Annotated in this window: 23 protein-coding genes, 1 tRNA gene and 2 riboswitches; of the genes, 5 read left to right on the top strand and 19 right to left on the bottom strand. The window is 38.4% G+C overall.

The window, feature by feature from the left end; all coding sequences use genetic code 11:
- Nucleotides 1–10: 10 nt before the first annotated feature.
- Nucleotides 11–187, top strand: coding sequence for a hypothetical protein (locus NLW78_RS13575; RefSeq protein ID WP_254497696.1), 177 nt, complete (start codon nucleotides 11–13; stop codon nucleotides 185–187).
- On the top strand, nucleotides 180–392 hold the full coding sequence (locus NLW78_RS13570; RefSeq protein WP_254497695.1) for a hypothetical protein: 213 nt from the start codon (nucleotides 180–182) through the stop codon (nucleotides 390–392). The genes NLW78_RS13575 and NLW78_RS13570 overlap by 8 nt, the downstream gene beginning before the upstream one ends.
- A gap of 160 nt (nucleotides 393–552) precedes the next feature.
- Here the strand turns inward: NLW78_RS13570 and rlmD are convergent, their stop codons facing one another.
- The 11 genes from rlmD to pcrB form a co-directional block, all read right to left on the bottom strand.
- Nucleotides 553–1,947, bottom strand: coding sequence for a 23S rRNA (uracil(1939)-C(5))-methyltransferase RlmD (rlmD, locus tag NLW78_RS13565; RefSeq protein ID WP_254497694.1), 1,395 nt, complete (start codon nucleotides 1,945–1,947; stop codon nucleotides 553–555).
- Between the two features lie 111 nt (nucleotides 1,948–2,058).
- The gene (locus NLW78_RS13560; protein WP_254497693.1) at nucleotides 2,059–2,949 is read right to left on the bottom strand and encodes a diacylglycerol kinase; all 891 of its coding nucleotides are present in this window, start codon (nucleotides 2,947–2,949) and stop codon (nucleotides 2,059–2,061) included.
- A 259-nt stretch (nucleotides 2,950–3,208) separates the two neighbouring features.
- Complete coding sequence (gene gatB, locus NLW78_RS13555) at nucleotides 3,209–4,639, bottom strand: Asp-tRNA(Asn)/Glu-tRNA(Gln) amidotransferase subunit GatB (RefSeq protein WP_254497692.1); 1,431 nt, start codon at nucleotides 4,637–4,639, stop codon at nucleotides 3,209–3,211.
- Nucleotides 4,636–6,108, bottom strand: coding sequence for an Asp-tRNA(Asn)/Glu-tRNA(Gln) amidotransferase subunit GatA (gene gatA, locus NLW78_RS13550; protein ID WP_254497691.1), 1,473 nt, complete (start codon nucleotides 6,106–6,108; stop codon nucleotides 4,636–4,638). The genes gatB and gatA overlap by 4 nt, the downstream gene beginning before the upstream one ends.
- A 15-nt stretch (nucleotides 6,109–6,123) precedes the next feature.
- Nucleotides 6,124–6,414: an Asp-tRNA(Asn)/Glu-tRNA(Gln) amidotransferase subunit GatC gene (gene gatC, locus NLW78_RS13545; protein WP_254497690.1), complete on the bottom strand. Its 291-nt coding sequence runs from the start codon at nucleotides 6,412–6,414 to the stop codon at nucleotides 6,124–6,126.
- 203 nt (nucleotides 6,415–6,617) lie between these two features.
- On the bottom strand, nucleotides 6,618–7,679 hold the full coding sequence (locus NLW78_RS13540) for a hypothetical protein (protein ID WP_254497689.1): 1,062 nt from the start codon (nucleotides 7,677–7,679) through the stop codon (nucleotides 6,618–6,620).
- A gap of 84 nt (nucleotides 7,680–7,763) precedes the next feature.
- On the bottom strand, nucleotides 7,764–9,314 hold the full coding sequence (pruA, locus tag NLW78_RS13535) for an L-glutamate gamma-semialdehyde dehydrogenase (RefSeq protein WP_254497688.1): 1,551 nt from the start codon (nucleotides 9,312–9,314) through the stop codon (nucleotides 7,764–7,766).
- Between the two features lie 135 nt (nucleotides 9,315–9,449).
- Nucleotides 9,450–10,667 (bottom strand): CamS family sex pheromone protein, encoded by a 1,218-nt coding sequence (locus NLW78_RS13530; protein ID WP_254497687.1) that lies wholly within the window; start codon nucleotides 10,665–10,667, stop codon nucleotides 9,450–9,452.
- Nucleotides 10,668–10,680: 13 nt separating this feature from the next.
- Nucleotides 10,681–12,687 (bottom strand): NAD-dependent DNA ligase LigA, encoded by a 2,007-nt coding sequence (gene ligA, locus NLW78_RS13525; protein WP_254497686.1) that lies wholly within the window; start codon nucleotides 12,685–12,687, stop codon nucleotides 10,681–10,683.
- Between the two features lie 14 nt (nucleotides 12,688–12,701).
- Nucleotides 12,702–14,885, bottom strand: coding sequence for a DNA helicase PcrA (pcrA, locus tag NLW78_RS13520; protein WP_302328578.1), 2,184 nt, complete (start codon nucleotides 14,883–14,885; stop codon nucleotides 12,702–12,704).
- Between the two features lie 29 nt (nucleotides 14,886–14,914).
- On the bottom strand, nucleotides 14,915–15,616 hold the full coding sequence (gene pcrB / locus NLW78_RS13515; protein WP_437181981.1) for a heptaprenylglyceryl phosphate synthase: 702 nt from the start codon (nucleotides 15,614–15,616) through the stop codon (nucleotides 14,915–14,917).
- Between the two features lie 399 nt (nucleotides 15,617–16,015).
- On the opposite strand from pcrB, the gene NLW78_RS13510 reads away from it, so the two are divergent.
- Complete coding sequence (locus NLW78_RS13510) at nucleotides 16,016–17,401, top strand: glycine--tRNA ligase (protein WP_254497684.1); 1,386 nt, start codon at nucleotides 16,016–16,018, stop codon at nucleotides 17,399–17,401.
- A 39-nt stretch (nucleotides 17,402–17,440) separates the two neighbouring features.
- On the opposite strand, the gene NLW78_RS13505 is transcribed toward NLW78_RS13510, so the two are convergent.
- From NLW78_RS13505 to NLW78_RS13495, 3 genes are read right to left on the bottom strand one after another with little or no spacing between them, the layout of a single operon-like run.
- The gene (locus NLW78_RS13505) at nucleotides 17,441–17,737 is read right to left on the bottom strand and encodes a YerC/YecD family TrpR-related protein (RefSeq protein WP_254497683.1); all 297 of its coding nucleotides are present in this window, start codon (nucleotides 17,735–17,737) and stop codon (nucleotides 17,441–17,443) included.
- 31 nt (nucleotides 17,738–17,768) lie between these two features.
- Nucleotides 17,769–18,866: a DUF3048 domain-containing protein gene (locus tag NLW78_RS13500; RefSeq protein ID WP_254497682.1), complete on the bottom strand. Its 1,098-nt coding sequence runs from the start codon at nucleotides 18,864–18,866 to the stop codon at nucleotides 17,769–17,771.
- A gap of 44 nt (nucleotides 18,867–18,910) precedes the next feature.
- Nucleotides 18,911–20,647: an adenine deaminase C-terminal domain-containing protein gene (locus NLW78_RS13495; RefSeq protein WP_254497681.1), complete on the bottom strand. Its 1,737-nt coding sequence runs from the start codon at nucleotides 20,645–20,647 to the stop codon at nucleotides 18,911–18,913.
- A 73-nt stretch (nucleotides 20,648–20,720) separates the two neighbouring features.
- Here NLW78_RS13495 and NLW78_RS13490 point away from each other — a divergent pair, with 73 nt between their 5' ends.
- Nucleotides 20,721–20,999 (top strand): YgaP family membrane protein, encoded by a 279-nt coding sequence (locus NLW78_RS13490; RefSeq protein ID WP_254497680.1) that lies wholly within the window; start codon nucleotides 20,721–20,723, stop codon nucleotides 20,997–20,999.
- Between the two features lie 21 nt (nucleotides 21,000–21,020).
- Here the strand turns inward: NLW78_RS13490 and NLW78_RS13485 are convergent, their stop codons facing one another.
- Together NLW78_RS13485 and NLW78_RS13480 are read right to left on the bottom strand one after the other, a co-directional pair.
- Nucleotides 21,021–21,230 (bottom strand): NETI motif-containing protein, encoded by a 210-nt coding sequence (locus tag NLW78_RS13485; RefSeq protein WP_254497679.1) that lies wholly within the window; start codon nucleotides 21,228–21,230, stop codon nucleotides 21,021–21,023.
- A gap of 26 nt (nucleotides 21,231–21,256) precedes the next feature.
- Nucleotides 21,257–21,805: a DUF2179 domain-containing protein gene (locus NLW78_RS13480; RefSeq protein ID WP_254497678.1), complete on the bottom strand. Its 549-nt coding sequence runs from the start codon at nucleotides 21,803–21,805 to the stop codon at nucleotides 21,257–21,259.
- A 125-nt stretch (nucleotides 21,806–21,930) separates the two neighbouring features.
- Between NLW78_RS13480 and NLW78_RS13475 the strand changes: the two genes are divergently transcribed.
- Complete coding sequence (locus tag NLW78_RS13475; protein WP_254497677.1) at nucleotides 21,931–22,362, top strand: Hsp20/alpha crystallin family protein; 432 nt, start codon at nucleotides 21,931–21,933, stop codon at nucleotides 22,360–22,362.
- A gap of 40 nt (nucleotides 22,363–22,402) precedes the next feature.
- On the opposite strand, the gene NLW78_RS13470 is transcribed toward NLW78_RS13475, so the two are convergent.
- From NLW78_RS13470 to guaA, 3 genes are all read right to left on the bottom strand, one after another.
- Nucleotides 22,403–22,476, bottom strand: a tRNA-Ile gene (locus NLW78_RS13470).
- Nucleotides 22,477–22,584: 108 nt separating this feature from the next.
- The gene (locus NLW78_RS13465; protein WP_254497676.1) at nucleotides 22,585–23,931 is read right to left on the bottom strand and encodes an NCS2 family permease; all 1,347 of its coding nucleotides are present in this window, start codon (nucleotides 23,929–23,931) and stop codon (nucleotides 22,585–22,587) included.
- A 111-nt stretch (nucleotides 23,932–24,042) separates the two neighbouring features.
- A riboswitch (purine riboswitch) is annotated at nucleotides 24,043–24,144 on the bottom strand.
- 86 nt (nucleotides 24,145–24,230) lie between these two features.
- On the bottom strand, nucleotides 24,231–25,772 hold the full coding sequence (gene guaA, locus NLW78_RS13460) for a glutamine-hydrolyzing GMP synthase (protein WP_254497675.1): 1,542 nt from the start codon (nucleotides 25,770–25,772) through the stop codon (nucleotides 24,231–24,233).
- Nucleotides 25,773–25,861: 89 nt separating this feature from the next.
- Nucleotides 25,862–25,963: riboswitch (purine riboswitch) on the bottom strand.
- Nucleotides 25,964–25,990: the final 27 nt, after the last annotated feature.

The following is a 25,990-nucleotide window of genomic DNA, read 5'->3' as shown; positions in this document are numbered from 1 at the left end:
GGTGAAAAAAATGGAACTACTATTTCTATTCACAACTATACTTGCATTAACTTTGTTATATTTTAATGAAAAAAATAATAATGATGAGGTTAAGAAGCATAAGGAACTAATTGAAAGTCAACATGCTCTGATTGAGTTATTGGCCGCGAAACTTAAAGAGGCCAAGGGGGATAAGTATAATGTTTAACTTTATAGTGTGGATTACTAGTGTATTAGTAACTATGCTGGGGATCAGCTTACTTGCACCTAAATACTACTTTTATTATGGTCTGGAAGGGTTTTTGTTTTTAACATTTATAATATCAACACCGTTATTTTTTGCTATTCACGGCCTGGAACAACATGGTCAAAAGTTTAGTGACGATTGGAACAGACAAGGCAGGAAAAGATAAATTTACAAGTTCCATAATGTTTATACTTACCGCTCCTCCATTTTCTTCTTCAGGAAGGGGACTATTCTGTTGTCGTCCTTAGATCATTAACAGAATAGTCCCCATGCCTTCAAAATGTTGTTTGCATATCCAATATTGCACAAAAAAACAGCAGAATCCCTTACATGGAATCCGCTGATTCTTCTTTTAATACTAACTGCGCAACTGCTTCAACGTGTGTAGTCTGCGGAAACATATCTACAGGTTGTACTTCTTTCATTTCGTAACTACCTTCTTTTAAGATGTTGATGTCACGAGCTAAGGTAGAAGGATTACATGAAACATACACAATTCGTTTCGGTTTCATTTCAATCATAGCTCGTAACAATGTTTCGTCACACCCTTTACGAGGAGGGTCCACGACAATGACATCAGGTCTCAGGCCTTGTGCTTTCCACCAGTCCATCACCTTTTCAGCTTGTCCAACGAAAAATTCGGCATTATCAATTTTGTTAAGTTGTGCATTCACTTTCGCATCTGTAATCGCTTCAGGTACGACTTCAACCCCATATACCTTTTTCGCTTTTTGGGCTAGGAAGAGAGAAATTGTACCAATCCCACAGTAGGCATCAATAACTGTTTCACTCCCAGTTAAATTCGCATATTCTAATGCTTTGTCATATAACTTCTTCGTTTGGACCGGATTTACTTGATAAAATGATTTAGCAGAGATTTTAAATTTAATATCACCAATCATGTCATAAATATGGTCTTCTCCCCATAGTGTAATGTTTTTATTTCCTAATATGACATTGGTTTTTTTTGTGTTTACATTTTGCAAAATTGATTTCACATTCGGAAAGGCTTTACGCAAATCAGCGACAATCTTCTCTTTATAAGGCAATTTTTCGGTTCTCGTTACGAGTACAACCATTAAATCATTCGTTTCTTTGCCGTTTCGTACCATAATGTGACGGAGTGTCCCTTTATGGGTTTCTTCATCATAAGGTTCAATCCCTACGTCCTCGGCCAGTCTTCTAACAGCTTCCACCATACGATCATTTTGCTCATCCGTAATGGGACATGTATCCATATCTATAATTCGATGAGACTTTTTTTGATAAAATCCTGTTACGATTTCTCCGTCCTTGGCACCTACAGGAATTTGGACTTTATTTCGGTAACGCCAAGGGTCCTCCATTCCAATTACATTACGAACTGGAACATTGTCTAAATGCGCAATTTTCCTTAAGTTATCCCGTACTTGCTTTTGTTTCATTTGCAGTTGCATATTATAACTCATATGTTGTATTTGACAACCTCCACATTGGTAAAACACATCACAAGGAGGCTCAATTCTATCCTCATTCTTTTCTTGAATCTCAATCAATTTTCCAAAACCGAAATTTTTCTTTACCTTAATTACCTTAACTTTTGCTGTTTCACCTGGAAGAGCATATGGAACAAATAATGGATAACCATTTACTTTTCCGACTCCAGACCCTTCATGAGTTAAATCTTCAAAAGTTAACTCAATTGTCTCATTTTTTGATACTGGTGGTTTCACTTTTGTCATGTATAATCGCCCTTTTCACTTATATATCCTTTAGCATTTTACCACATAGTTTTTCCAAATGCTGACGAAAAACTACATTAAAAAAGACAGCTTTCGATCAGCTGTCTTTTATTAGTAGTCCTCGGGCACAAAAAAATCAATATGTCGATGCAAGTTGACAAATTTCCCAGGTAATAATCCGCCATATTCCCCGTCAATATTTAATTGCATGTCATCTTCAGATTCAATGGTTACGTGAGCCGTTTTCGCATAAATAACTCGTTCATCATTTATATGAGCGCCTCTTAATGCAGCTGCTGCTAAGCGAACAAAATCTGCAACATTTGTTTTTTTCAAAATAATCATATCAAATAAGCCGTCGTCTAATTTTGCATCTGGGGCAAGCTTTTCAAATCCACCTACAGAATTTGTATTTGATATTAAAAACATCATAATTTCATCTTCATATACTATATCATTGTACGAAATCCGGACTTTTGTTGGCCGGATGGAAGGAAGTATTTCAACACCCTTTAAATAATATGCTAACTGTCCAAGTGCAGTTTTCAACTTACTTGGGACATCATAGGTTAGCTCCGTTATTTTCCCTCCGCCGGCTATATTTACGAAGTGTGAGTCATTTACTTGCCCAATATCCAGCGGTCTGGAATGGCCGTCTATGATAATCGCTAAAGCATGTTTTATGTCCCGTGGAATCCGGATAGCTCTTGCGAAGTCATTCGTTGTACCAACTGGAATAACACCTAATTTTGGACGGTACTCTTTACCCGCCAAACCGTGGACAACTTCATTAATCGTTCCATCTCCACCTGCTGCAATTACGATATCATATTCTCGTTGTACTGCTACTTCAGCAGCCTTCGCTGCGTCGCCTTTCCCCACAGTAGCGTGTGCAGAAGTTTCGTACCCGGCCTTTTCAAGCTGCTCCATAACATAAGGAAGTTCTCTCTTGAACGCTTCCCTACCTGAAGTTGGATTATAAATTATTCTTGCCCTTTTCATATATATTCACCTACAAAAATGAGATTAAACACAAGGAAAAGAAATCCAGTTACTATCATATATCTTTTCACAAAAAATAGAAAGTTTCCAACATATGATTAGGACTTTCGACATACGGAAAACTTTTCTATTTTATTTATATTCATGTCCAACGATGAACTTGCTTAAAATATAGGGTTATAAAAATGCTTGTTTTGTAATATACAAAACAAGCATAAATTAGACATTAGCACTAACGTTAAGTGCTAATGTCATTGTCCTACCTCTTATCCATTTCCGCTAAGATGATTTTATTCACCATTTGCGGGTTTGCCTGGCCTTTTGTTTGTTTCATTACTTGTCCAACTAAAAATCCTAGTGCTCGATCTTTACCATTTTTATAGTCAATAATGGACTGTTCATTTTCATCTAAAATACGAGAAATAATCTCTGTTAATTGCCCTTCATCGGAAATTTGGACGAGCCCTTTATCTTTTACGATTTTCTCTGGATCGCCACCCTTTTCTACAAGTTCACTAAACACTTTCTTGGCAATTTTAGAGGAAATGGTTCCCTTTTCAATTAAGTCAATTAGTTTTGCTAATCCGTTTGGTGTTAATGCTATGTCTGCAAGTTCTTTTTGATGCTTGTTCAAATAACCTGAAACTTCACCCATAATCCAGTTGGATGCTTGTTTCGCATCTCCACCTGCTGCAATGGTTTCCTCGAAGAAATCGGACATTTCCTTTGTACTCGTTAATACCATTGCATCATACGCAGGCAAATCTAACTCTTCAATGTAACGTTTTTTCCTAGCATCAGGCAATTCAGGAATTTGTTTGCGAACTTCCTCTTTCCACTGTTCATCAATATAAAGTGGAACTAAATCGGGCTCTGGGAAGTAGCGATAATCATCTGAACCTTCTTTGACACGCATTAAGATTGTTTCTTTCGTTTGTTCGTCATAACGTCTCGTTTCTTGTTCGATAACTCCGCCTGTTAATAACACTTTTTCTTGACGTTTCTCCTCAAACTCTAAGCCTTTTTGTACAAAGTTAAAGGAGTTTAAGTTTTTCAACTCTGTTTTCACACCAAACTTCTCTTGCCCAACTGGACGTAGAGATATGTTAGCATCACAACGTAAAGAGCCTTCCTCCATTTTACAATCGGAAACACCAGTATATTGAATAATGTTTTTCAACTTTTCCAAGTACGCATATGCTTCCTTCGGGGTACGGATATCCGGCTCAGATACAATTTCAATTAACGGTGTACCTTGGCGATTAAAGTCTACAAGGGAATAACCGTCATCACTATGTGTTAATTTACCTGCATCCTCTTCCATATGAATGCGTGTAATCCCGATTTTCTTTTTCACACCATCTACTTCAATTTCAATCCAGCCGTTTTCTCCAATCGGTTGATCAAATTGAGAAATCTGATAAGCTTTCGGGTTATCTGGATAAAAGTAATTTTTTCGATCGAATTTTGTATCTGTGGCTATTTCACAATTCAAAGCCATAGCAGCTTTCATTGCAAAATTGACAGCCTCTTCGTTCAACACCGGTAATACCCCTGGGTAACCTAAATCTATTGGGGTTACATTAGTATTTGGTTCAGATCCAAAAGCATTGGCTGCAGGACTAAATATTTTCGATTGTGTTTTTAATTCAACGTGTACTTCTAATCCAATGATTGTTTCAAAGTTCATGACTTCACACCTCCAAGATCCGGCTTTCTTTTATGGTGGTCAGTAGCTTGTTCATAAGCGTGCGCTGCACGGAACACTGTACTTTCATCAAAATGCTTTCCAATTAACTGTAGTCCAATCGGTAAGCCTTCTGATGAGAAACCACAAGGAATCGACATTCCCGGTACACCTGCAAGGTTTACAGGAATGGTTAAAATATCGTTCGCATACATTGTTAACGGATCATCGATTTTCTCGCCAACTTTAAAAGCCGGAGTTGGCGTTGTCGGTCCAACGACAACATCATACTGTTCGAACACTTTATCAAAATCTTGTTTAATTAACGTACGGACCTTTTGAGCTTTCTTATAATACGCATCATAGTAACCTGAGCTTAGTGCAAACGTTCCAAGCATAATACGGCGTTTAACTTCGTCACCAAACCCTTCACTTCTGGATAATGTAAACATTTCATCCATCGTTTTCGCTTTTTCGGAACGGACACCGTAACGAACTCCATCAAAACGTGCTAAATTCGCAGATGCTTCAGATGAAGATAGCAAATAGTATGTTGCGAGTGCATATTTTGAATGAGGTAAAGATACCTCTTCCCACTGTGCTCCAAGCTCTTCGTATTTCTTTAATGCTGCTAAAACAGCATGCTTTACTTCTTCAGAAACGCCTTCTCCTAAATATTCTTTCGGCACTGCTATCTTAAGTCCTTTCACATCACCTGTCAGTGCATCAGAATACTTTGGAACTTCTACATCTGCACTAGTAGCATCCATTTTGTCGTGGCCTGCGATCACTTCTAAAACGCGGGCGCTATCTTCTACCGTTTTTGTAATTGGACCAATTTGGTCTAATGATGAGGCAAAGGCGACTAGACCGAAGCGGGAAACACGTCCATATGTCGGTTTCAAACCTACTACTCCACAATAAGCTGCAGGTTGACGAATTGAACCACCTGTATCAGATCCTAAAGAAAATAATACTTCCCCAGCCGCAACAGAGGCAGCAGAACCTCCACTGGAACCGCCTGGCACATAATCTGTATTCCAAGGGTTTCGAGTAGTATAGTAAGAAGAGTTTTCATTTGATGAACCCATAGCAAACTCGTCCATATTTAGCTTACCAATCGTCACAGCTTGGGCATCCTTTAACTTCTCAGTTACGGTCGCATCATACAATGGGTCATGAAAGTTATCTAAAAATTGACTGGCACACGTTGTACGTAACCCCTTAGTTACGATGTTGTCTTTAATTCCAACTGGCAGTCCATATAATGGGTTGTTGGATTTTTCGATGTTATCATCCATTGTTTTTGCCAGTGCTCGTGCGTTTTCTTCATCTAACGTAATGAAGGATTTCACTTCATTCTCTACTTCTTTAATTCTTTTTAGTGATGTATTCACTAAATCACTTACCGTTATTTCTTTCTTATGTAACATATCTTTAATTTCGGATATGGAATGGTCAAATAGTGACACGTCATTTACCTCCTTTTATTCTAAGATTGATGGTACCCGGAATTGACCATCTTTCTGATCTGGTGCATTTTTCAATGCTTCTTCTTGGCTAATCCATTTTCTAGCTTCGTCTTTACGCATGACATTTTTTAAATCTAAGACGTGTGTCGTTGGTTTTACGTCATCTGTATTTAATTCATTCAATTCCTCAGCAAAATCGATGATAGAGCTTAGCTGATCTGTAAACATTTCAGCTTCTTCTTCTGTAATGGCAAGACGCGCAAGTTTTGCTACGTGCTTTACTTGATCCTTCGAAATATTTGCCATTTTCATTTCACCTCCACATTATTCGAACATCCTTACAATACTATTGATAATAGCAAATTTCCTTATGAAATACCAATTTATCTATTTCCTTTAGCTCTTTTATTTTACCACGGTGTACACGAACCGAAAAATCATTACCTATTGAAAAATAGGAAAAAGACCTATGTTCATCATAGGCCTTTCCTCGCTTCCCTTTTTTACTCTTAATAACCGTACATGAAGAATTCCATTAATTGTTGAAACGGAATGACATTATCGCCACTTGGTGTTGAAATATTTTCGTCAACATTATTAAAGTTATAAGAATTGGTTTCAATGATAAAACCAACATCAGCAGAACCAAAATCATCATTCACGTTGAGGTTTACATCTACTTTTTGATAAGAGACATAACCATCTTTGTTAACACCATGTAAATATTCAAGAGTATTAATAGAGACCGTTTCGTTTAACTCCGCAACTGCTTCATCAATTTCAGCTTTTTCAGCTTCTAATTCCGCCTTGACAACTTCCAGGTCTTCTTCTGAAATACCAGTTAGGTCAGCGTACTTGTCCTCTCCGAACAACGCTAACATATCTGGAAGGAAGTCATTAATTACTGTTGTTACAGTGCTTTCCAGTTGTTCATCTTTAACCTCAAATATAACTGCATGGTCAATTCCTTCAATTTCTGTATCTTTGCCTTTCATTACTTCAAAGTATTCTTCTTCATCAAAATGTTTCCATAGAAGACTTGTGAATTCTTTACCAAACTCTTCGGCCAACTCATAGTCATCAGAGTTAGGAAGTACAACTTCTTCTCCTGTTTGTGCTGCAAGTTGCTCTAACTCTTCAAAGTCAAATTCAATCCAGCTACCCTCCAGGCCATCTGGCAGTTGTGCCATCGGAATGCTTGGCACTTGAACCCACATTTTATTTTCTGTCATAACAAAAGGTACTGTAAGATTCATAGATAGTGCACCTTTTAAACTTACATCTATTTCACTATCAATCATATAAGGGTTCTTTTGATATACACCAGATACATTAACTTCCGCATCTTTTAACATATTAAAAACCATTTGTTCTTCGTAAGATGTCACCAGTTCTTCAGGCACGCTTAAGTTCAATGAAAACGACGTATCAAAAGCGTAAGATTCGGCTTCTAACGTTTTGTCGAAAGAATCTTCTAGTGATTCTTTTGCACTTGGGAGACTGCTGCATCCAGCTAGTAATGTCCCTATTGTAAATAAGAATACGAAAAACAACGCAAAACTCTTCCTCATTTTTCCCTCTCCTACCATATAATGTTAGTTTTTCATAAAGAAAAACTCGCAATATCATTGCGAGCCTTTCTTTATATTATTCTATTATAACATTTCTGAAGTCGTTTTGCCTTGCATAAAGTTTAATAGGTAATCCGGCCCACCTGCTTTTGAATCAGTACCTGACATGTTAAATCCACCAAATGGATGGTATCCAACAATAGCAGCTGTACATCCGCGGTTGAAGTATAGGTTACCTACATGGAAATCTTCTCTAGCTTTTTCGATGTGTTCACGATTGTTTGTAATAACAGCACCTGTTAAGCCGTAATCAGTATTATTTGCAATTTCAATCGCTTCATCGAAATTTTTAGCTTTTGTAAATCCAACTACAGGACCGAAAATTTCTTCCTGCATAATACGAGCGTTTTGGTCGAGGTCAGCAAATACTGTTGGTTTCACGAAGTACCCTTTAGAGTCATCGCCTTCTCCACCAGTAACGAGCTTACCTTCACTCTTACCAATTTCAATATAGTTCATAATCTTATCAAAAGCACCTTGGTCAATGACAGGACCCATATAAGTATTAGCGTCTGCAGGATCAGCTACATTAACGTTTTCTTCAGTTAGCTCTTTCACACGTGCAACCAACTCGTCGTATACATCCTCATGTGCTACAACACGGGAACAAGCTGAACATTTTTGTCCTGAGAAACCGAAAGCTGAATATGTGATAGATTGTGCTGCTAGTTCAAGGTCAGACTCTTTGTCAACGACAATTGTATCTTTACCACCCATTTCAGCTACAACACGTTTCAACCAAATTTGGCCTTCATTTACTTTTGCTGCACGTTCGAAAATGCGTGTTCCAACATCACGGGATCCAGTAAAGCTGATAAAGCGTGTTCTTGGGTGATCTACTAAGTAATCTCCAACTTCTGAACCGCTACCAGGTACGTAGTTAACAACACCTGCAGGCATGCCTGCCTCTTCAAGAACTTCCATTAATTTATATGCAATAACAGGAGTTGCACTAGCTGGTTTCAATAGTACTGTGTTACCAGTAACCATTGCAGAAACAGTTGTACCAGCCATAATTGCAAATAGGAAGTTCCAAGGTGAAATAACAACACCAACACCTAACGGAATATAATTATAGCGGTTAAACTCGATTGGACGGCTGTTGATTGGAGCACCATCTTTAAGACGTAACATTTGGCGACCATAGTACTCTAAGAAGTCAATTGCCTCAGCAGTATCTGCATCCGCTTCTTTCCAAGGCTTACCGCCTTCTTTTACAAGCCATGCAGTAAATTCAAACTTACGGCGACGAACAATCGCTGCAGCCCGGAATAAGATGTCGGCTCTCATTTCTGGCTTCGATTTTCTCCACCATTGGAATGTTTCATCTGCTATTTTCATTGCCTTTTCAGCAAGTTCTTGATTAGCCTTAGAAACAACACCAACAACCTCTTCTTTATTAGCAGGGTTATAGGAAACAATTTTATCTTCCGTTGTAACTCTTTCCCCACCAATAATTAAAGGATACTCTTGGCCTAGTTCTTTTTCTACTTGATTAATAGCTTCTTCCATCACTTTACGATTTTTCTCATCAGAAAAATCCGTAAAAGGTTCATGAGTATAAGGTACTACCACCATTAACGCCTCCTTTTAGTATCGATCATGTCGCTTTTTGTAAAATAAAAGCATTTCACCTTTATCATTCTAACGCAATAGTCAGAACTCTTCAAATAAGTTTGTTTAATTTTTTGAACATTTTCACGAATTTGTTTATTGATAAATATAAACGAATGGTTCGTCTTCTCCAGCATCTCTTGTAATTAAGGCTTCTTGTTTCTCGGTCGACTCAATAGTAACCTCAATATCATAATAATTTGGGAAGATATCGACTAAAAGTCCATATGCGTACTGGGTAAACCCTACTACTTCTGCTTTTCCTTGGAATTCAATTGGAATGTTTATTTTTAGCTGTCGGAGTTCATCATCTATATAAAAACCTTTTCCAATAACTCCAATATAATTCGGAAAATACTTCGTTACTTCTCGCTTGAAATCTTCAACGTTTACTGCATCTTCATAATGTTCCCGCTCCGCTGTCTTTGAAGGGAATAAAACATATTTTTCGTTAACAGTCTCCCATTCATCAATCGTCATATCACCTGCTGACACGTAGGTTTTTGCTACAAAGTTTCCTGGTACTAATGAAGAGTGTGACTGTTCTCGATATAAGGCAATCATGACCGGTATGTCTTGGAGGCTTTGCATATTTCGTACACGTTCGAGTATCGTTTGTGCCATTTGCTTCCCTTCTCTTACCATTTCATCCGTACCAATCGGTTCATAGTAATAATCTGGCCCCGCCTCTAACTGAAAACGATAGGATGATTTTAAAGCAAGGGCGATGCTAAGTCCCCCTAAAACTACTTTATTTTCATCCGTGCGAGATAAATAATTATGCTCTAATATATGGGACAAATACCTAGGGGCTTCCCGGTATGCCTCAACATCTTTATCGTCTTCCAAAGGTGGGTTTAAACCGATTTGTAAATTTTCCTTTTTAACATTTTGATTTTTCTTTATATATTCTTCCGCTTGTTTATCGCTCATACTTCGTCCAAGCCAATCATAAATGACGTTAGCAGATAAATATTGCCCTTCTTGAAAGTAATATTGGTTCGTTGAGAAATAAGTTGTAGCATGCCTTTGCAAGCCTGTTTCAATTTCATCAATATCAAACCGATTTGCCATCTGATTCACGATGACTCCCCTCGCCGCACTCGGTTCATAAATTACCCCTTCACCTTTCCCTTGTTTATATGGGAGAATAACGCGGTAGTAGTCATCAGAAATATTCACCTTAGGCACAATCGCTGTTTCGTTTTGCTGTTCTTCATTTTCCTGTACAATTTCTTCTTCCGTTTCATATGTCGGTGCGCAACCAGCAACAATCGTTAAAAAGGCGGCAATTGTGGTAACAAACCTTTTCATTCTTCCACCTCCTTTATTCCTCTTGTAATACTCTTATAAAGCGGTTTTCATCCCAAACTTCAACTCCTAAGGAGGTTGCCTTTTCTAATTTAGAACCTGCATCCTCCCCAGCAATCAATAGGTCTGTTTTTTTACTTACACTACCCGTAACTTTTCCACCTAACGTTTCGATCTTCTTTTTCGCCTCTGAACGTCCATACACTTCGAGCTTTCCCGTTAAGACGACGGTTTTTCCTGCAAACGGTGAATCTTCCGTTATTTCTTCCATTGTTATCCCATTATATTTCGTATTAATACCTAATTGTTTTAACTCTTCTATCAGTGATGCAACTTGAGGCTTTTGAAAATAACGGACAATGGAATCAGCTACTTTCTCCCCAATGTCTTGAATTGCTTCTAAATCTTCCTTATCAGCCTTCATCAAGGCATCAATCGTTTTAAAATGTTGCGCTAACGTATCTGCTACTTTACTTCCTACATATCGAATTCCTAAACCAAACAGTAACCGTTCTAACGAATTTTCCTTAGATTTTTCTATCGCCGATAATAGATTGTTAACCGATTTCTCACCCATTCGCTCTAATTGTAACAGTTGTTCCTTGTTTAGTTTGTATAGGTCTGCAATCGTATGAACGAGGTCTTCTTTAAACAATTGAGCGATTACTTTCTCACCTAGTCCATCGATATTCATCGCATTTCTGGATACAAAATGAATTAATCCTTCACGTAATTGTGCAGGACAATTCGGGTTAATACATCTTAAAGCAACCTCTTCTTCCAGACGGACCAAGTCGCTCCCGCACTCTGGACAATGTGTTGGCATTTGAAATGGTTCTAGGTCTTCTGTTCGCTTTTCTGTGATAACCCTTACGACCTCAGGAATAATGTCCCCTGCTTTTTTAATGACGACAGTATCACCGATACGGATATCCTTTTCTTGAATTAGGTCTTCATTATGTAAAGAAGCCCGTTTCACTGTCGTGCCTGCAACTTTAACAGGTTCTAAGATGGCGGTAGGTGTAACAACGCCTGTTCTGCCAACACTTAATTCAATATCGACAAGCTTCGTAATCGCTTCTTCTGCCGGAAATTTATAAGCGATTGCCCACCTAGGACTTTTTGCCGTAAAGCCTAATGCGTCCTGGACATCAATCTGGTCTACTTTAATAACGATACCGTCAATTTCATAACTTAAATGTGGACGATCTTCTGTCCAATGTTTAACATAATCAATCACTTGGTCAATTGTCTCGCAACGTTTCCACTCTGGGTTTGTTTTAAAACCTAGTTGCTTTAAGTAATCTAGCCGTTCACTGTGTGCATTCAAATGTTCTCCTTGCCATTCACCTACGCTATAAATAAATATATCCAAATTTCGTTTTGCAGCAATTTTCGGATCCAATTGACGTAAAGAGCCTGCTGCAGCGTTACGGGGATTCGCAAACAACTCCTCACCTTTTTGTGCACGTGCGTCATTCAAGGAGTCAAAGGAGCGTTTTGGCATAAACGCTTCTCCCCTCACTTCAATGGTTTCATCTTGTTGTAGCTTTAACGGGATACTTTTTACGGTTTTCAGATTATGCGTAATATCTTCTCCTGTTTTCCCGTCACCCCTAGTAGCACCACGGACAAACTTTCCGTTTTCATATGTTAATGAAACGGCAAGACCATCAATTTTCAGTTCACAAACATAAGAGACAGGTTGATCCGAACCTTCTCGAACCCGTCTATCGAAATCACGTAAATCCGTTTCATTGAAAGCATTTCCTAAACTGAGCATCGGAAGTTTATGTTGAACTTTTACGAACTCGTCAAGGGGTTCTCCCCCAACACGTTGGGAAGGAGAGTCTTCCGTTTTTAGTTCTGGATGTTCATTTTCTAACTGGATTAGCTCACGCATCTTTTCATCGTACTCGTGGTCGGAAATCGTTGGGCGGTCAAGTACATAATACTCATAGTTATATTCATTTAGCTCTTCTCGTAGTTTGGTTATTTTCTCTTTCGCTTGATGGGTATCCACGTCGTTCACCTCATTTATCCTTTCGAAATTGGCGCAAACTTAGCTAGCAACCGTTTAATACCAATATTAGGAAAAGCAATGTCCAGTTCCATATCGTCCCCTGAACTTTGTACTTTCACTACCGTACCCTCTCCCCATTTTTTATGCTGCACTTTATCTCCCGGCGCCCAATCAATACTTTCTCCTCCAGTAGATTTCTTCTTTTGTAATCGTTGAGGTTTTCGTTTTGATTGTCCGACAGATGACTGGTTAGAACTATTCGATTGAAATCCGACAAATGGGTTGGCTTCTTCTTCACGATCAATTAATTCACTTGGAATCTCTTCAATAAATCGACTAATAGGGTTCATATTCGTACGACCATACAATGTACGCATTTTTGCATGGGTTAAATAGAGCTTTTGTTCCGCACGTGTAATCCCTACATATGCTAGACGTCGTTCTTCTTCCATTTCCTCCTCATCTTGCAACGATCGATTATGTGGAAAAATTGTTTCTTCCATTCCAATTAAAAAGACAACCGGGAACTCTAACCCCTTTGCCGAGTGTAAAGTCATTAGTACAACTTTCTCTTCATCTTCTTCCTCATTATTGATATCTGCAATTAATGCTAGATCTGTTAAAAAGGCTACAAGGCTTTTATCTTCTTCGCTATCTTTTTCAAACATTTGTGTAACGGTTTTAAATTCATCGATGTTTTCAAGTCTGCTTTGCGCTTCTAGCGTCTTATCATTACGAAGCATTTCAATATAACCTGTTTTATCTAACACTTCTTCCACTAATTCCGTTACAGATAAGTACTCCTGCATTTGGTGAAAGTTTCGAATAAGGTTATGAAACGATACGAGGGCATTGGCCGCCTTTTTGCTCACGCCAATAAAATCAGCTTCAGCAGCAGCATTGTAAAGAGAAATTCCGTTACTGGCGGCATAAGCTACCACTTTATCTAGTGACGTCCGGCCAATCCCTCGTTTAGGCTCGTTTACAACTCGCTGAAAACTAATATCATCGGATGGATTCACCACTAATCGTAAATAGGCTAACAAGTCTTTAATTTCTTTTCTGTCATAGAACTTCGTCCCACCAACGATTTGATACGGAATATTCGCTTTAACAAAAACGTCTTCAATTGCTCGGGATTGGGCATTCGTTCGATATAAAACAGCTACGTCTCGATAGCTTACCCGTTCTTCCCTTTTTAACTTGTCAATCTCATCCGCTACAAACAATGCCTCTTCTTTTTCACTTCCCGCTTGAAAGTATTGGATCTTGTCTCCATCATCATTTTCAGTCCATAATTTTTTCGGTTTCCTTGATGTATTCTTTTTAATCACGTGGTTTGCTGCATCCAAAATTTTCTTCGTAGAACGATAGTTTTGTTCTAGCATAACGACATGGGCATTTGGATAATCTTCTTCAAATGACAATATGTTGCTTATATCTGCACCACGCCAGCGGTAAATAGACTGATCAGAGTCACCAACGACACAAATATTTTGATAGCGTTGCGCTAACATTTTCACTAACTGATACTGAGCATGGTTCGTATCTTGATACTCATCCACGTGAATATATTGAAAGCGTCGTTGGTAGTTGTGTAACACTTCTGGTACACGCTCAAATAATACAATCGTTTGCATAATCAAATCATCAAAATCGAGTGCCTGGTTTTGTTGCAGTGTTTTCTGATATATTTTGTACACATCTGCAATTTGTTGTTCATAAAAATTTTGTCCTGCTTCTTTCTCATACTCTTCCGGTCCCATCAGCTTGTTTTTCGCTGAACTAATTGCACCTAAAACAGCCCTCGGCTCCAAACGTTTCGGGTCGATATTTAAATCTTTCAACGCTTGTTTAATTACTGTTAATTGGTCACCGGTATCTAGAATTGTGAAGTTACGGCTATATCCAATACGGTCAATATCGTAACGTAAAATCCGTACACAAAGGGAGTGGAATGTTGATATCCAAATATCATTCGCTTCACTTCCAACTAAACGATACACACGCTCTTTCATTTCTTTAGCTGCTTTATTTGTAAACGTAATCGCCAGTATACTTTTAGGAGACACTTGTTTTTCTCCTAATAAGTATGCGATACGGTGTGTTAATACTCTTGTTTTCCCACTGCCGGCACCGGCCATAATTAATAAAGGGCCTTCTGTATGTTGAACTGCTTTTGCCTGTGGTTGATTCATACCTTTAATAACGTCTTTTGCCGTAAAGCTCACAATATCCCATCCTTACTTGTATTTTTAACAGCTTTCACCGTACGTAATGCGTTTTTGATGTCATCATATATAATGTTCCCGACAACTACTATATCTGCGTGCCTGGCCATTTCTTCCGCCTCTTTAGCTCCAGAAATACCGCCACCGTATATAAGCTTCGTATCATGTAAATAATTTTTAACTTCCTTTACTAATTCCGGATCCCCATATGTACCACTGTACTCTAAATAAAAAATTGGGAATCGGAACATCCGTTCAACTAATTGTGCATATGCCACCACATCTTCTTGATTTGGCATAGTACTGTTTGTATATTGAAAAGCTTTCGCTTCTTGGTTTAAAATACAATATCCTTCCATTACAATCTCATCCCAGTTCATTACATCCCCAAATTCTTTGACTGCTTCGTGATGTAAGTCGATAATCCATTTTGTCTCTTTACTATTTAAGACAGAGGGGATGAAATAGTAATCGAAACCTGGACTAACGGACTCTAAATTGGAAATTTCCATTGCACAAGGAACTGAATAACGCCTGACTCTCGCCAGAAGATTCAGTACATCATCTAATGTAACTGCATCTGTGCCTCCAACGATAATCGCGTCCGTCCCTGACTCACATACCCGTTCTAATTCTTCGTCTGAAATTTCTTTGTTTGGGTCTAACTTAAAAACATGTCGCCACTGTTTCCATTCCATGATTATCCAAGCCTCCAATATCATTTCCGCTTCATTATTATATCAAAAATTCTCCCCTTCTTTGAATTGGATCCCCTTTTTGATAAAATTAGAAGGCAGTAACTTGTTTCCATCTTTTCCGTATGCTAATATAAAATAACTAAAATAAAGTCGTACTATGAAGGAACAATAGTAACTAAATCCTCTACTCTAATAGCGATTCGAGGTTGGTGGGAGCTCGAAGTAAGATTTAGCGAAACGGCATTCCAGAGTACTTAGACCGAAAGAGGACGTTTCAGCAACTTTGAACGTCAATCAGGGTGGAACCGCGGGAGTCAACTCTCGTCCCTGGGCACAGCAGCCCAAGGACGAGAGTTTTTTATATTATTGTAAGTTTTCAAATTAAAAGGAGGAATAACGATGACGAAAAACATGGATGATGTCGTCAATCACGCCAAACATAGAGGCTTTGTCTTTCAAGGGTCAGAAATTTACGGAGGTTTGGCGAACACTTGGGATTATGGTCCTTTAGGTGTTGAGTTAAAACGAAACTTAAAAGATGCTTGGTGGAAAAAGTTCGTTCAGGAATCGCCCTATAACGTAGGACTAGACGCTGCAATATTAATGAATCCAAAAACATGGGAAGCTTCTGGTCACTTAGGGAACTTTAACGATCCTATGATTGATTGTAAAGATTGTAAATCTCGTCACCGTGCCGACAAATTAATTGAGGACCATTTTGCTGCTAAGGGACAAGAGATAATCGTAGACGGACTACCGTTTGAAGAGATGGAAAGCATGATCAAAGACGAGGGAATCTCTTGTCCGGAGTGTGGCTCAACCAACTTTACTGAGGTTCGTCAGTTTAATTTAATGTTTAAAACATACCAAGGAGTTACAGAAGATTCTACAAACGAAATTTACTTACGCCCAGAAACAGCCCAAGGTATATTCGTTAACTTTAAAAATGTACAGCGAAGCATGAGAAAAAAACTCCCATTCGGAATTGCCCAAATCGGAAAAAGTTTCCGAAACGAAATTACACCGGGTAACTTCATCTTTCGTACAAGAGAATTCGAACAGATGGAAATGGAGTTTTTCTGTAAACCGGGTACAGAAAAAGAATGGCAAAAATATTGGTTAGAATTCTGTTATAACTGGTTATTGTCCTTAGGTCTAACAGCTGAAAATGTACGTAAGCGTGACCATGGTGATGATGAACTTTCCCACTATAGTAATGCAACAACAGACTTGGAATATAATTTCCCATTTGGATGGGGTGAACTATGGGGAATCGCTTCACGAACAGACTTTGATTTAAGCAAACACGCTGAACACTCCGGTGAGGATTTCCAGTATATTGATCAAGAAAACAATAACGAGCGTTATATTCCATACGTCATTGAGCCGGCACTAGGTGCCGACCGCCTTGCACTTGCTTACTTAACAGATGCATATGAGGTCGAAGAATTAGAAGATGGATCAACTCGTACTGTCATGCGTTTCCATCCTGCTGTTGCACCTTTTAAAGCAGCTATTTTCCCACTTTCAAAGAAATTATCTGAAGAAGCCCAAAAGGTGTTCGCTGACTTAGCAAAGGACTTCATGGTGGACTATGATGAATCTGGATCAATTGGTAAACGATACCGTCGCCACGATGAAATCGGAACTCCATATTGTATTACCTTTGATTTTGACTCTGTGGAAGATCAACAAGTTACTGTACGGAACCGTGACACGATGGAACAGAACCGTATGCCAATTGCCGATTTGAAACAGTTTTTGCTAGAAAAAACACAATTTTAATGATAGAAAAAAGGAGTGTGACGTTCTGTCACACTCCTTTTATTCTGCATTATGAATACGATTCAGCACCATTTCATAAGCATCGTTACCGTAGTTTAAGCATCGTTTTACACGGGAAATGGTCGCCGTCGATGCCCCTGTTTCTGTTTCAATCTTATGATATGTGTACCCTTCCCGTAACATTCGCGCCACTTCCAGCCGCTGCGCAAGTGATTGAATTTCATTTACAGTAGCTAAGTCATCAAATAAGCGATAACATTCTTCGATATCTTGCAATGACAAAATGGCATTAAATAATTGGTCTAGTTCTTTTCCTCGAAGTTTATCAATTTGCATTAGGCTCACGCTCCTTTATTTCATGGTACATTTATTTGATTTGGACTGCATGTTGTAATCCTGGAGAAGTAGGAATAACGTTAATCCATGTTTTACCCGGACTAAACTTCGCTTCTGTCCCGTCCTTATAAAATGGCAAAATGCGTCCATTGACGTTTTTCCATTCAACTTCTTCAACAATGCCATTGCGGATTAAATAGCCATTTCCGCCGGAGTTTAAATCGATGGAACGACGATTTGCCGAGTCTATGACACGGTGCGGTGTCTCAACAATGAAGATGTTATCAATATAAACCGGCTCCTCGTTTTCTAGTTCAACTGTTTTTTCCCCATCATTGAATCGAATATACTTTTTCTCCGTAGAATCAAATTCGTACGAAACCTCTTCTAAACCCTCTCGATATGTGATATGAATTTCATTTGCACTTTCTCCTGATATCTCGTTTGCGCCATCTTTCGTTAAAAACGGATACGGTTCATAATTCTTTTTCACATCATAATTCTTTTGCTCTGCCACCGTATACACATTCGGAAATATTAAATACGAATCGTGTGGAGCATTACGAAAATCTTCACGTTTGAACAAAAATTGATCATTATCATAAATTGCTCCACTGATAAGATTTAACCCTGTATTGATGATATTTTGTTCTACATGTGTTGCTGCGCCGTGATAAATATATATGGAATCCATACCTAGCGCGAGATCAGCGTAATATTCTCTTGCACTGCGTACAGGACCAACAAGTTCAGGTTGGTCACTATGGAAGAATGCCAAAAATCTTGTGATCGGCCCTTCTGCTAATATTTCATAGACGATATCTGCCTTAGACAGCCCTGTTTGCGGGCGGGCTTTTGTATGATTATTTATCATTACACTAACTAAACGGTTATCGATTGGCTCATCAGTCTTTATACCTGTGAAAGGGTAAGTATATTCAGGTTCGGGTTCGGGCTCAGCCTCTGGTTCAGGGTCTGGTTCCGGATCCGGCTCGGGATCACGATTTTCTACTGGTGCATTTACGGGCTCTGTATCTTCGTCTGTCGATGATTTTTCACTTGAGCATGCAGTCATCAAGACGAACAAGAATACGATGAAGTAAACCATCAACCAAGCTTTCTGTTTCACTTTATCCCACCTTTATTACGTTTAAACGTTACCACTTTTATATTTTAACGCATAATCGAAGGAAAGAGTACCTCTTTCTTTTTCACATCGATAATTCCTTGAGGTGTAATCCGAATATAAGGCAAATGTATCGCTGATAAGAATAAAATTGTATAAATAGGGTCATCAAAAGCGTATCCATATTGTTTTAACAACTTCGTTAATCGAGCTTCTTTCTCCATTAACGTTTCCATATTACCATCGTACATCATACCACTTAAAGTTAAAGGGAGCTCAAAAATGATATCCCCTTCATTCGCTAACACAATACCTCCGCCAATCTCCTTCATGCGTTCAAAGGCTAAGTTCATATCCGATTTTCGTACACCAGTTAAAATAATGTCACCCGTGTTAGAATAAGAACTCACTAAACCACCAAGTGACTTCGTAAACCCCTTTAATAACGTTGATATACGCCAACTGCCTTTTTGATCTAACATAATGAGAAAGGATAGATTGTCACCATCGTCTAACTTATTTAGTTCATTTTCATATTTCGCTTTTATCGTAAACGGCTTCATAATAACATCGTTCACCATTTCCAAACCTACAGGCACGTAAAAACGGAAGTCACTGTCATTTAAAGACCAATCAATTTGTAATGGTTGAATCCCATATTCATGCCAATTCACTTTCGTTTTTTGACTTGTTTGATCTACCCAATTCCCTTTTGCAAGTACGCGTACTGGTGTGGGATTATCCAAAGCTTCTAAAAAGTTAATATGTGCCAATCTTCCAGGTCCAATGCTTCCTGTATGATGATCAATACCAAAATACTTTGCCGCATTATAGGATCCCATCCGATACGCCTCTTCCGGACGTACACCTTCATCTATGGCAATTTCAATACATTTATTCATGACACCTTCCTTATAAAACGAAGGTGTCGCACCATCAGTAGTAAGCATCATTTGATCAAACTCGGTAATCTGAAATGATTTTAACTCCTGAAACAGTCTTCTTAAGTCTGGTCGTATGGATGAGTTGCGCAATGCTACATAATAACCGAGAATCAGTCTACGGTAAACTTCTTCGCCTGTAATAGCTTCATGGTCACCATCTGCGCCTAACAATTTCATTTTCGTTAAAGTTTCAGTTGATGACCCGGGAAAGTGACCTTCTACAGGCTTCTTTAATCGCTTTGCTTCTTGCATCCAGTGCAACATGCGGTCATCATCTTTTAATACAGATGGCCATGATGTGAGTTCTCCCCCTTGTAAAACCGCATCGTGTTTTAACCAGGATAAAATATTCGCATTTTTAATAAAGGATTCTTCATCCTGCAATGCAGATTGTGAATCAAACCTGGACCACCAATATAGAGATGACGGCAGCTGATGAAACCGATCTATTAAAGAAAACGCTTTCTTTTTATCCATTAAAAAAAGAAGCGGTAAATTATCGTTAATAAATACAGTGGTGCCAGTCTTAGCTGCATATTCGGATAAGTTATGGGGATTATATAATTGAAACGGATGGGCATGAGGCTCAATGTACCCAGGGACTAGATAAAGGGACTCACAATTCACAATTTCTGTGCCTTCAAGCATACTTGGAAGCTGATCACCAACGTAGACAATACGATCGTCGTAAATCCATATATGCCCACTCATCCACCTTTTTAAGTAAACATTTAAATAGGTAGCATCCTTTAGTACGATGGAAGGTGCTAATTTACCATCTATTACGGCAACGTGTTCCCTTAGTTGTCGGTTACGCCATTTGTAGCGATGCTCACTCATAACAATCCCCCTTAATAAAAAATCATTGTATATAAAATTTTAATACATTAAAACTGTGAAGGGAAGGGTTAAGTTGGTAAAACCTAACATTGGACTTATAAACGGGTTGATCCGAATTACAACAGGGTTAACATTGTTAAGTTATGCAACAGTTAGTTTAATTAGACGGCCGTGGCGCCAAAGCAATATCTTAATTATGTTGTTAAGCGCTATGAAGGTTGGTGAAGGGATTTTACGTTATTGTCCTGTAACAGACCTTACAGAAAGAACTCTCGAAAACTCAACAACAAAGCAGTCGCAAAAGGAAAATCCGAGTCAAACGGTTACTGAAAATGAAGAAGGCCAATCTTAGGCCTCCTAAATGCGATCATGATTATTCTTGGTCCATTAATAGAGCTTCAAACATGATTTCTCTCTTAACTGGTTCTACTGTAGTAGAGCCATTTTCTTTTATCTCTTGAAATATCGGTTTCTCTAATCGTTTTACCGGCATATATCCTTCTTTCTTGATCCGCTCTAAACATTGATCAATTGTCTCTCCATCTTTTACATAAAACCTTTCCTTCTTCTTCTTTTTACCCAAAACAAAATTGCCTCCTTCCTTAACGATTACGCCTTTTTCTTTAGTCGGCCTTTACGAACTTGTTTCACCCAAAATCCACCGTGAATACTTTTCGGCTCGTATGCGATGATAAATGCTTTTGGATCTAACTCCTTAATTGTGCTGTATAAGTTTAATTCATACTTTCTTGGCGTTAAAATTTGCATGGCTAAGCGATCTCCATCCATTCCATACGCAAACCAGCTTGTCACACCATAACCTTTATCTCTTAATTTTTTTGTAAATTCAATGTCGGGATCTGAAGAAATGACATTTACAGTAATATAGCCTAAAGCTAATTTTTCTTCTATTTTCATACCGGCTATAACACCTAAGCCGTACCCAATCGCGTAAGCTAATAAATTGTGAATTTGATCTAAATTATCTAAAACGAGACCTAAACCAAATATGTATATAACAACTTCTACTGTACTTACAAAGGCTGCAGTATAACGTTGCCCTTTCAAAGTTAAAATCATCCGAACTGTAAATAACGAAACATACGTAATATTTACCGCCAAAATAATGACTATCATTATAAATGCATTTTCCAGCATTATTATTATTTCCTCCTCTTAAAATAAAATGAACCAACTCTATATGAGACGCATACTATATAACGCATTGTTTACACTTATGCTGATGCCTAAACATCGGTGTGACTTGTTTAGGAGGGTAGTGAATGGATCCTTTTCAAAATATGCAAGATTGGAAAAAGAATATGGACCGTTTCTTTGGAGAGAGCTTTTGGAACGAATTTGATCACGTTTTAAAGCCCCCAATCCCACAAGTAAATGTATATCAATACGATAACGAAGTATGTTGTATATTTAATATACCCGGAATTGAAGATGTCAAAAATATTAATGTTTACGTAGACTATGCTACATTGGAAGTTCGGGGGGAAATTCCAATACATCAGTCAGGGCAACTCGTTCAAGAGGAAATCGTTCAAGGTTCCTTTGACCGGAAAATTGATCTCCCGTTTCCTGTTCGAAGTGACAAAATTGATGCGACTTATAAAAACGGGTTATTAATTATGAATCTCTATCGGCTAATCACGAAACAATCAAACAAACATCGCGTCCCTATTAAAATACTAAAAAATAAATAAAAGCCAGAAAGCAAGAACTTTCTGGCTTCTCTCTTATGGATGGGCCTAAGTGGACTTGAACCACCGACCTCACGCTTATCAGGCGTGCGCTCTAACCAGCTAAGCTACAGGCCCTCTTGGAAAATACGTAATGAATATACCATCTGAAAACAAGCTGGTCAATAAAAAAGTAGGAAAAATAATAAAAGCTTAGCCATTAAAAACGGCTAAGCTTTTACTCTATTAAACTTGTGGCAAGAATAAGAAGTATAAGACAAAGATAATAAATAGTACATACATAACCGGGTTAATTTCTTTCCCACGTCCTTTTAACAACATAAGCACTGGATATAGAATAAATCCAATGGCAATCCCATTTGCAATACTATACGTTAATGGCATAGCAAACATTGTTAAAAAGGCTGGAACAGCAATTTCAAAGCGATCCCACTCAATATGCTTTAAATTAGAAGCCATTAGCACACCCACAATAATTAGTGCAGCGGCTGTTACTTGAGTGGTAACGACTGCTAGTAATGGTGAAAAGAATAGCGCAATTAAGAAAAATCCGGCTGTAACAACAGAAGTAAATCCTGTACGACCACCTGCACCAACACCTGCAGAAGACTCAATATAAGATGTAGTTGTAGATGTACCTAAAATAGATCCTGCAACAGTCGCTGTTGAATCTGCTAATAACGCTTTGTTTGCACGTGGCAGTTTATTATCCTTAATAAATCCTGCTTGTGATGCTACCGCTACTAAAGTACCAGCAGTATCAAAGAAATCTACGAATAAGAATGTTAAAATAACAATTAACATTTCAATTGTAAAGATGTCACCTAGATGGGCAATCGCCTGACCGAACGTCGGTGCAATACTTGGAACACTTCCCACTACGTCACTAACTGCTTTCGGAGTATCAATCAATCCGAACATCATACCGGCAATTGCCGTTAAAATCATTCCATAAAAAATACCTGCTTTAAAACCAATGGTTAGCAATACTACAGTTGCAATCAGTCCAAATATAGCAAGTAATGTCGTTGGTTCGCTTAAGTCACCTAACCCAACTAGTGTAGCTCCATCAGCCTCAATGATCCCCGCACCTTGCAAACCGATAAACGCAATAAATAATCCAATACCAGCACCTACTGCATGTTTTAAATTAGACGGTATTGCGTTAATAATTTTTTCACGTAAACCAGTTACTGTTAAGAGAATAAAAATGAGACCAGATACTAGAACACCAGCTAACGCTGTATCCCAATTAATCCCCATTCCTAAAGAAACAGAGAAAGCAAAAAATGCGTTTAGACCCATACCCGGGGCTAGAGCTATCGGGTACTTCGCTAATAGTCCCATAATCAATGTACCAATTGCAGCCGCTAAAGCAGTAGCCGTAAATACTGCTCCACCGTCGATTCTAGTAACTCCTTCTGCCAACGCTTCATCAGGTACACCATCAAGTGTTAAAATAATTGGATTTAAGAATAAAATATAAGCCATAGATAAGAACGTAGTTAAACCAGCAATAAATTCTGTTTTATAATTAGTTCCTAACTCATCAAATTGAAAATACTTTTTCATCGTTAGTCATCCTCCTCAGTTTGTTTTTAAAATCGTAAAATAAAAAACTCCCAACCATTAGGCCAGGAGTTTCTGAACGTACAGAAGGAAAATCGCACACAAAAAGTCTATTTAGGTGCAATTAACCCTCGTAGTCAAACCATTTACGGTGGTTTGGTAGAAACTCATGGGCCATATTCCCAAAATTATACGACGGTATATAATAATTATTATGAATGATACTTCTTTATTATAGACTAAAGTATGAGTTTGTCAACTAAAATACGAATGATTTAGTTGTTTTTTTGTAGATAGTTCGCTTATTCCCACTCGATAGTAGCTGGAGGCTTACTTGTTATATCATAAACGACTCGGTTAATATGTTCTACTTCGTTTACGATACGGCTTGATATTCTTTCTAGTACTTCATAGGGAATTCGAGCCCAGTCTGATGTCATTCCATCAATAGACGTTACCGCACGAATACCGATAGTATGATCATATGTTCTTTCGTCACCCATTACCCCTACACTCTTAATATTCGGTAGTACAGTAAAGAACTGCCATACTTCTTTTTCTTGACCAGAATTTTTCATTTCCTCGCGCAAAATAGCATCCGATTCTCTGACAATTTTCAACTTTTCTTCCGTTACTTCACCTAATACACGAATCGCTAAACCTGGACCAGGGAATGGCTGGCGCCAAACAATTTCATCTGGTAGCCCAAGTTGTGTACCTAGTTCACGGACTTCATCTTTAAATAAAGTATTTAATGGCTCAATTAACTGAAAACGCATATCTTCCGGAAGTCCACCTACGTTATGATGGGACTTGATTGTTTTCGCTGTATCTGTACCACTTTCAATAATATCCGTATATAACGTTCCTTGTGCCAAATAGTCCATGTCTTTCAGTCGTGCAGCTTCATCATCAAAAACATGAATAAACTCATTGCCGATAATTTTCCGTTTCTTTTCCGGGTCGGCTACGCCTGCTAGCTTGGATAAAAAGCGATCCTTAGCATCAATTTTAATGACGTTCATATCGAAGCCATCTTGGAACGTTTCCATTACACTGTCAGCTTCGCCTTTACGTAATAGGCCATGGTCAACGAAGATACAAGTTAATTGTTTCCCAATCGCTTTATGCAATAGTGCGGCTACGACTGAAGAGTCAACACCTCCACTTAATGCGCATAACACTTTTCCATCGCCGACTTCATCGCGAATTTTTTGAATTTCCATTTCAATAAAGTTTTCAATTGTCCAGTTCCCTGCGCAATTACAAATATTGAATACGAAGTTTTCTAGTAATTTCGTTCCAAATTCAGTATGACGTACTTCAGGGTGAAATTGAACGCCATACATTTGACGGCTTTCATCAGACATAGCGGCGATTGGGCAGGATGGACTCGTTGCATCTACTTGGAATCCTTCTGGTGTTTCATTTACTTTATCGCTATGGCTCATCCAAACCGTTTGCTCTGATGGCTGATTCGCAAATAGTTTCGGATCATTTTGAAGTGAAATGTTCGCTTTACCATACTCCCGTTTACTAGCCCGTTCTACTTTACCACCGAAATGGTGTGTCATAAGCTGCATTCCGTAGCAAATACCAAGGACAGGTATACCTAACTCAAAGATTTCCTCATCACATCTCATACTATCTTCCGCATAAACACTATTCGGACCACCGGAAAAAATAATGCCCTTCGGGTTCATCTTACGAATCTCATCGGCAGTTAACTTATGGGAATGAAGTTCACTGTAAACTCCAAATTCCCGTATTCTACGGGTTATTAACTGATTGTATTGGCTTCCGAAATCTAAAACGAGTATTAATTCATCATTTTGATGTGCCATATTTTCTGTCACTCCTATGTAGTAGTTTACACAAAAAACTGGATTTCTCCCTATGATAGACAGAAATCCAGTATATATGCATTCTTCGTCATACTAGCATTCAGTCTCATAGCAAGGACATTTACGGTGTCCTAGTAGAAACGCTCGAACCGTATCTTCAAGCATATATGAGGAAATAGAATCTATTTACTTTTAAAACATTTTAACAGTGGAGTCAA

Origin of the sequence: Salirhabdus salicampi (assembly GCF_024259515.1) — a bacterium.
Classification (GTDB): domain Bacteria; phylum Bacillota; class Bacilli; order Bacillales; family Alkalibacillaceae; genus Salirhabdus_A; species Salirhabdus_A salicampi.
Note: the sequence above shows the minus strand (reverse complement) of the source record. Positions and strands in the feature narration are given on the sequence as shown.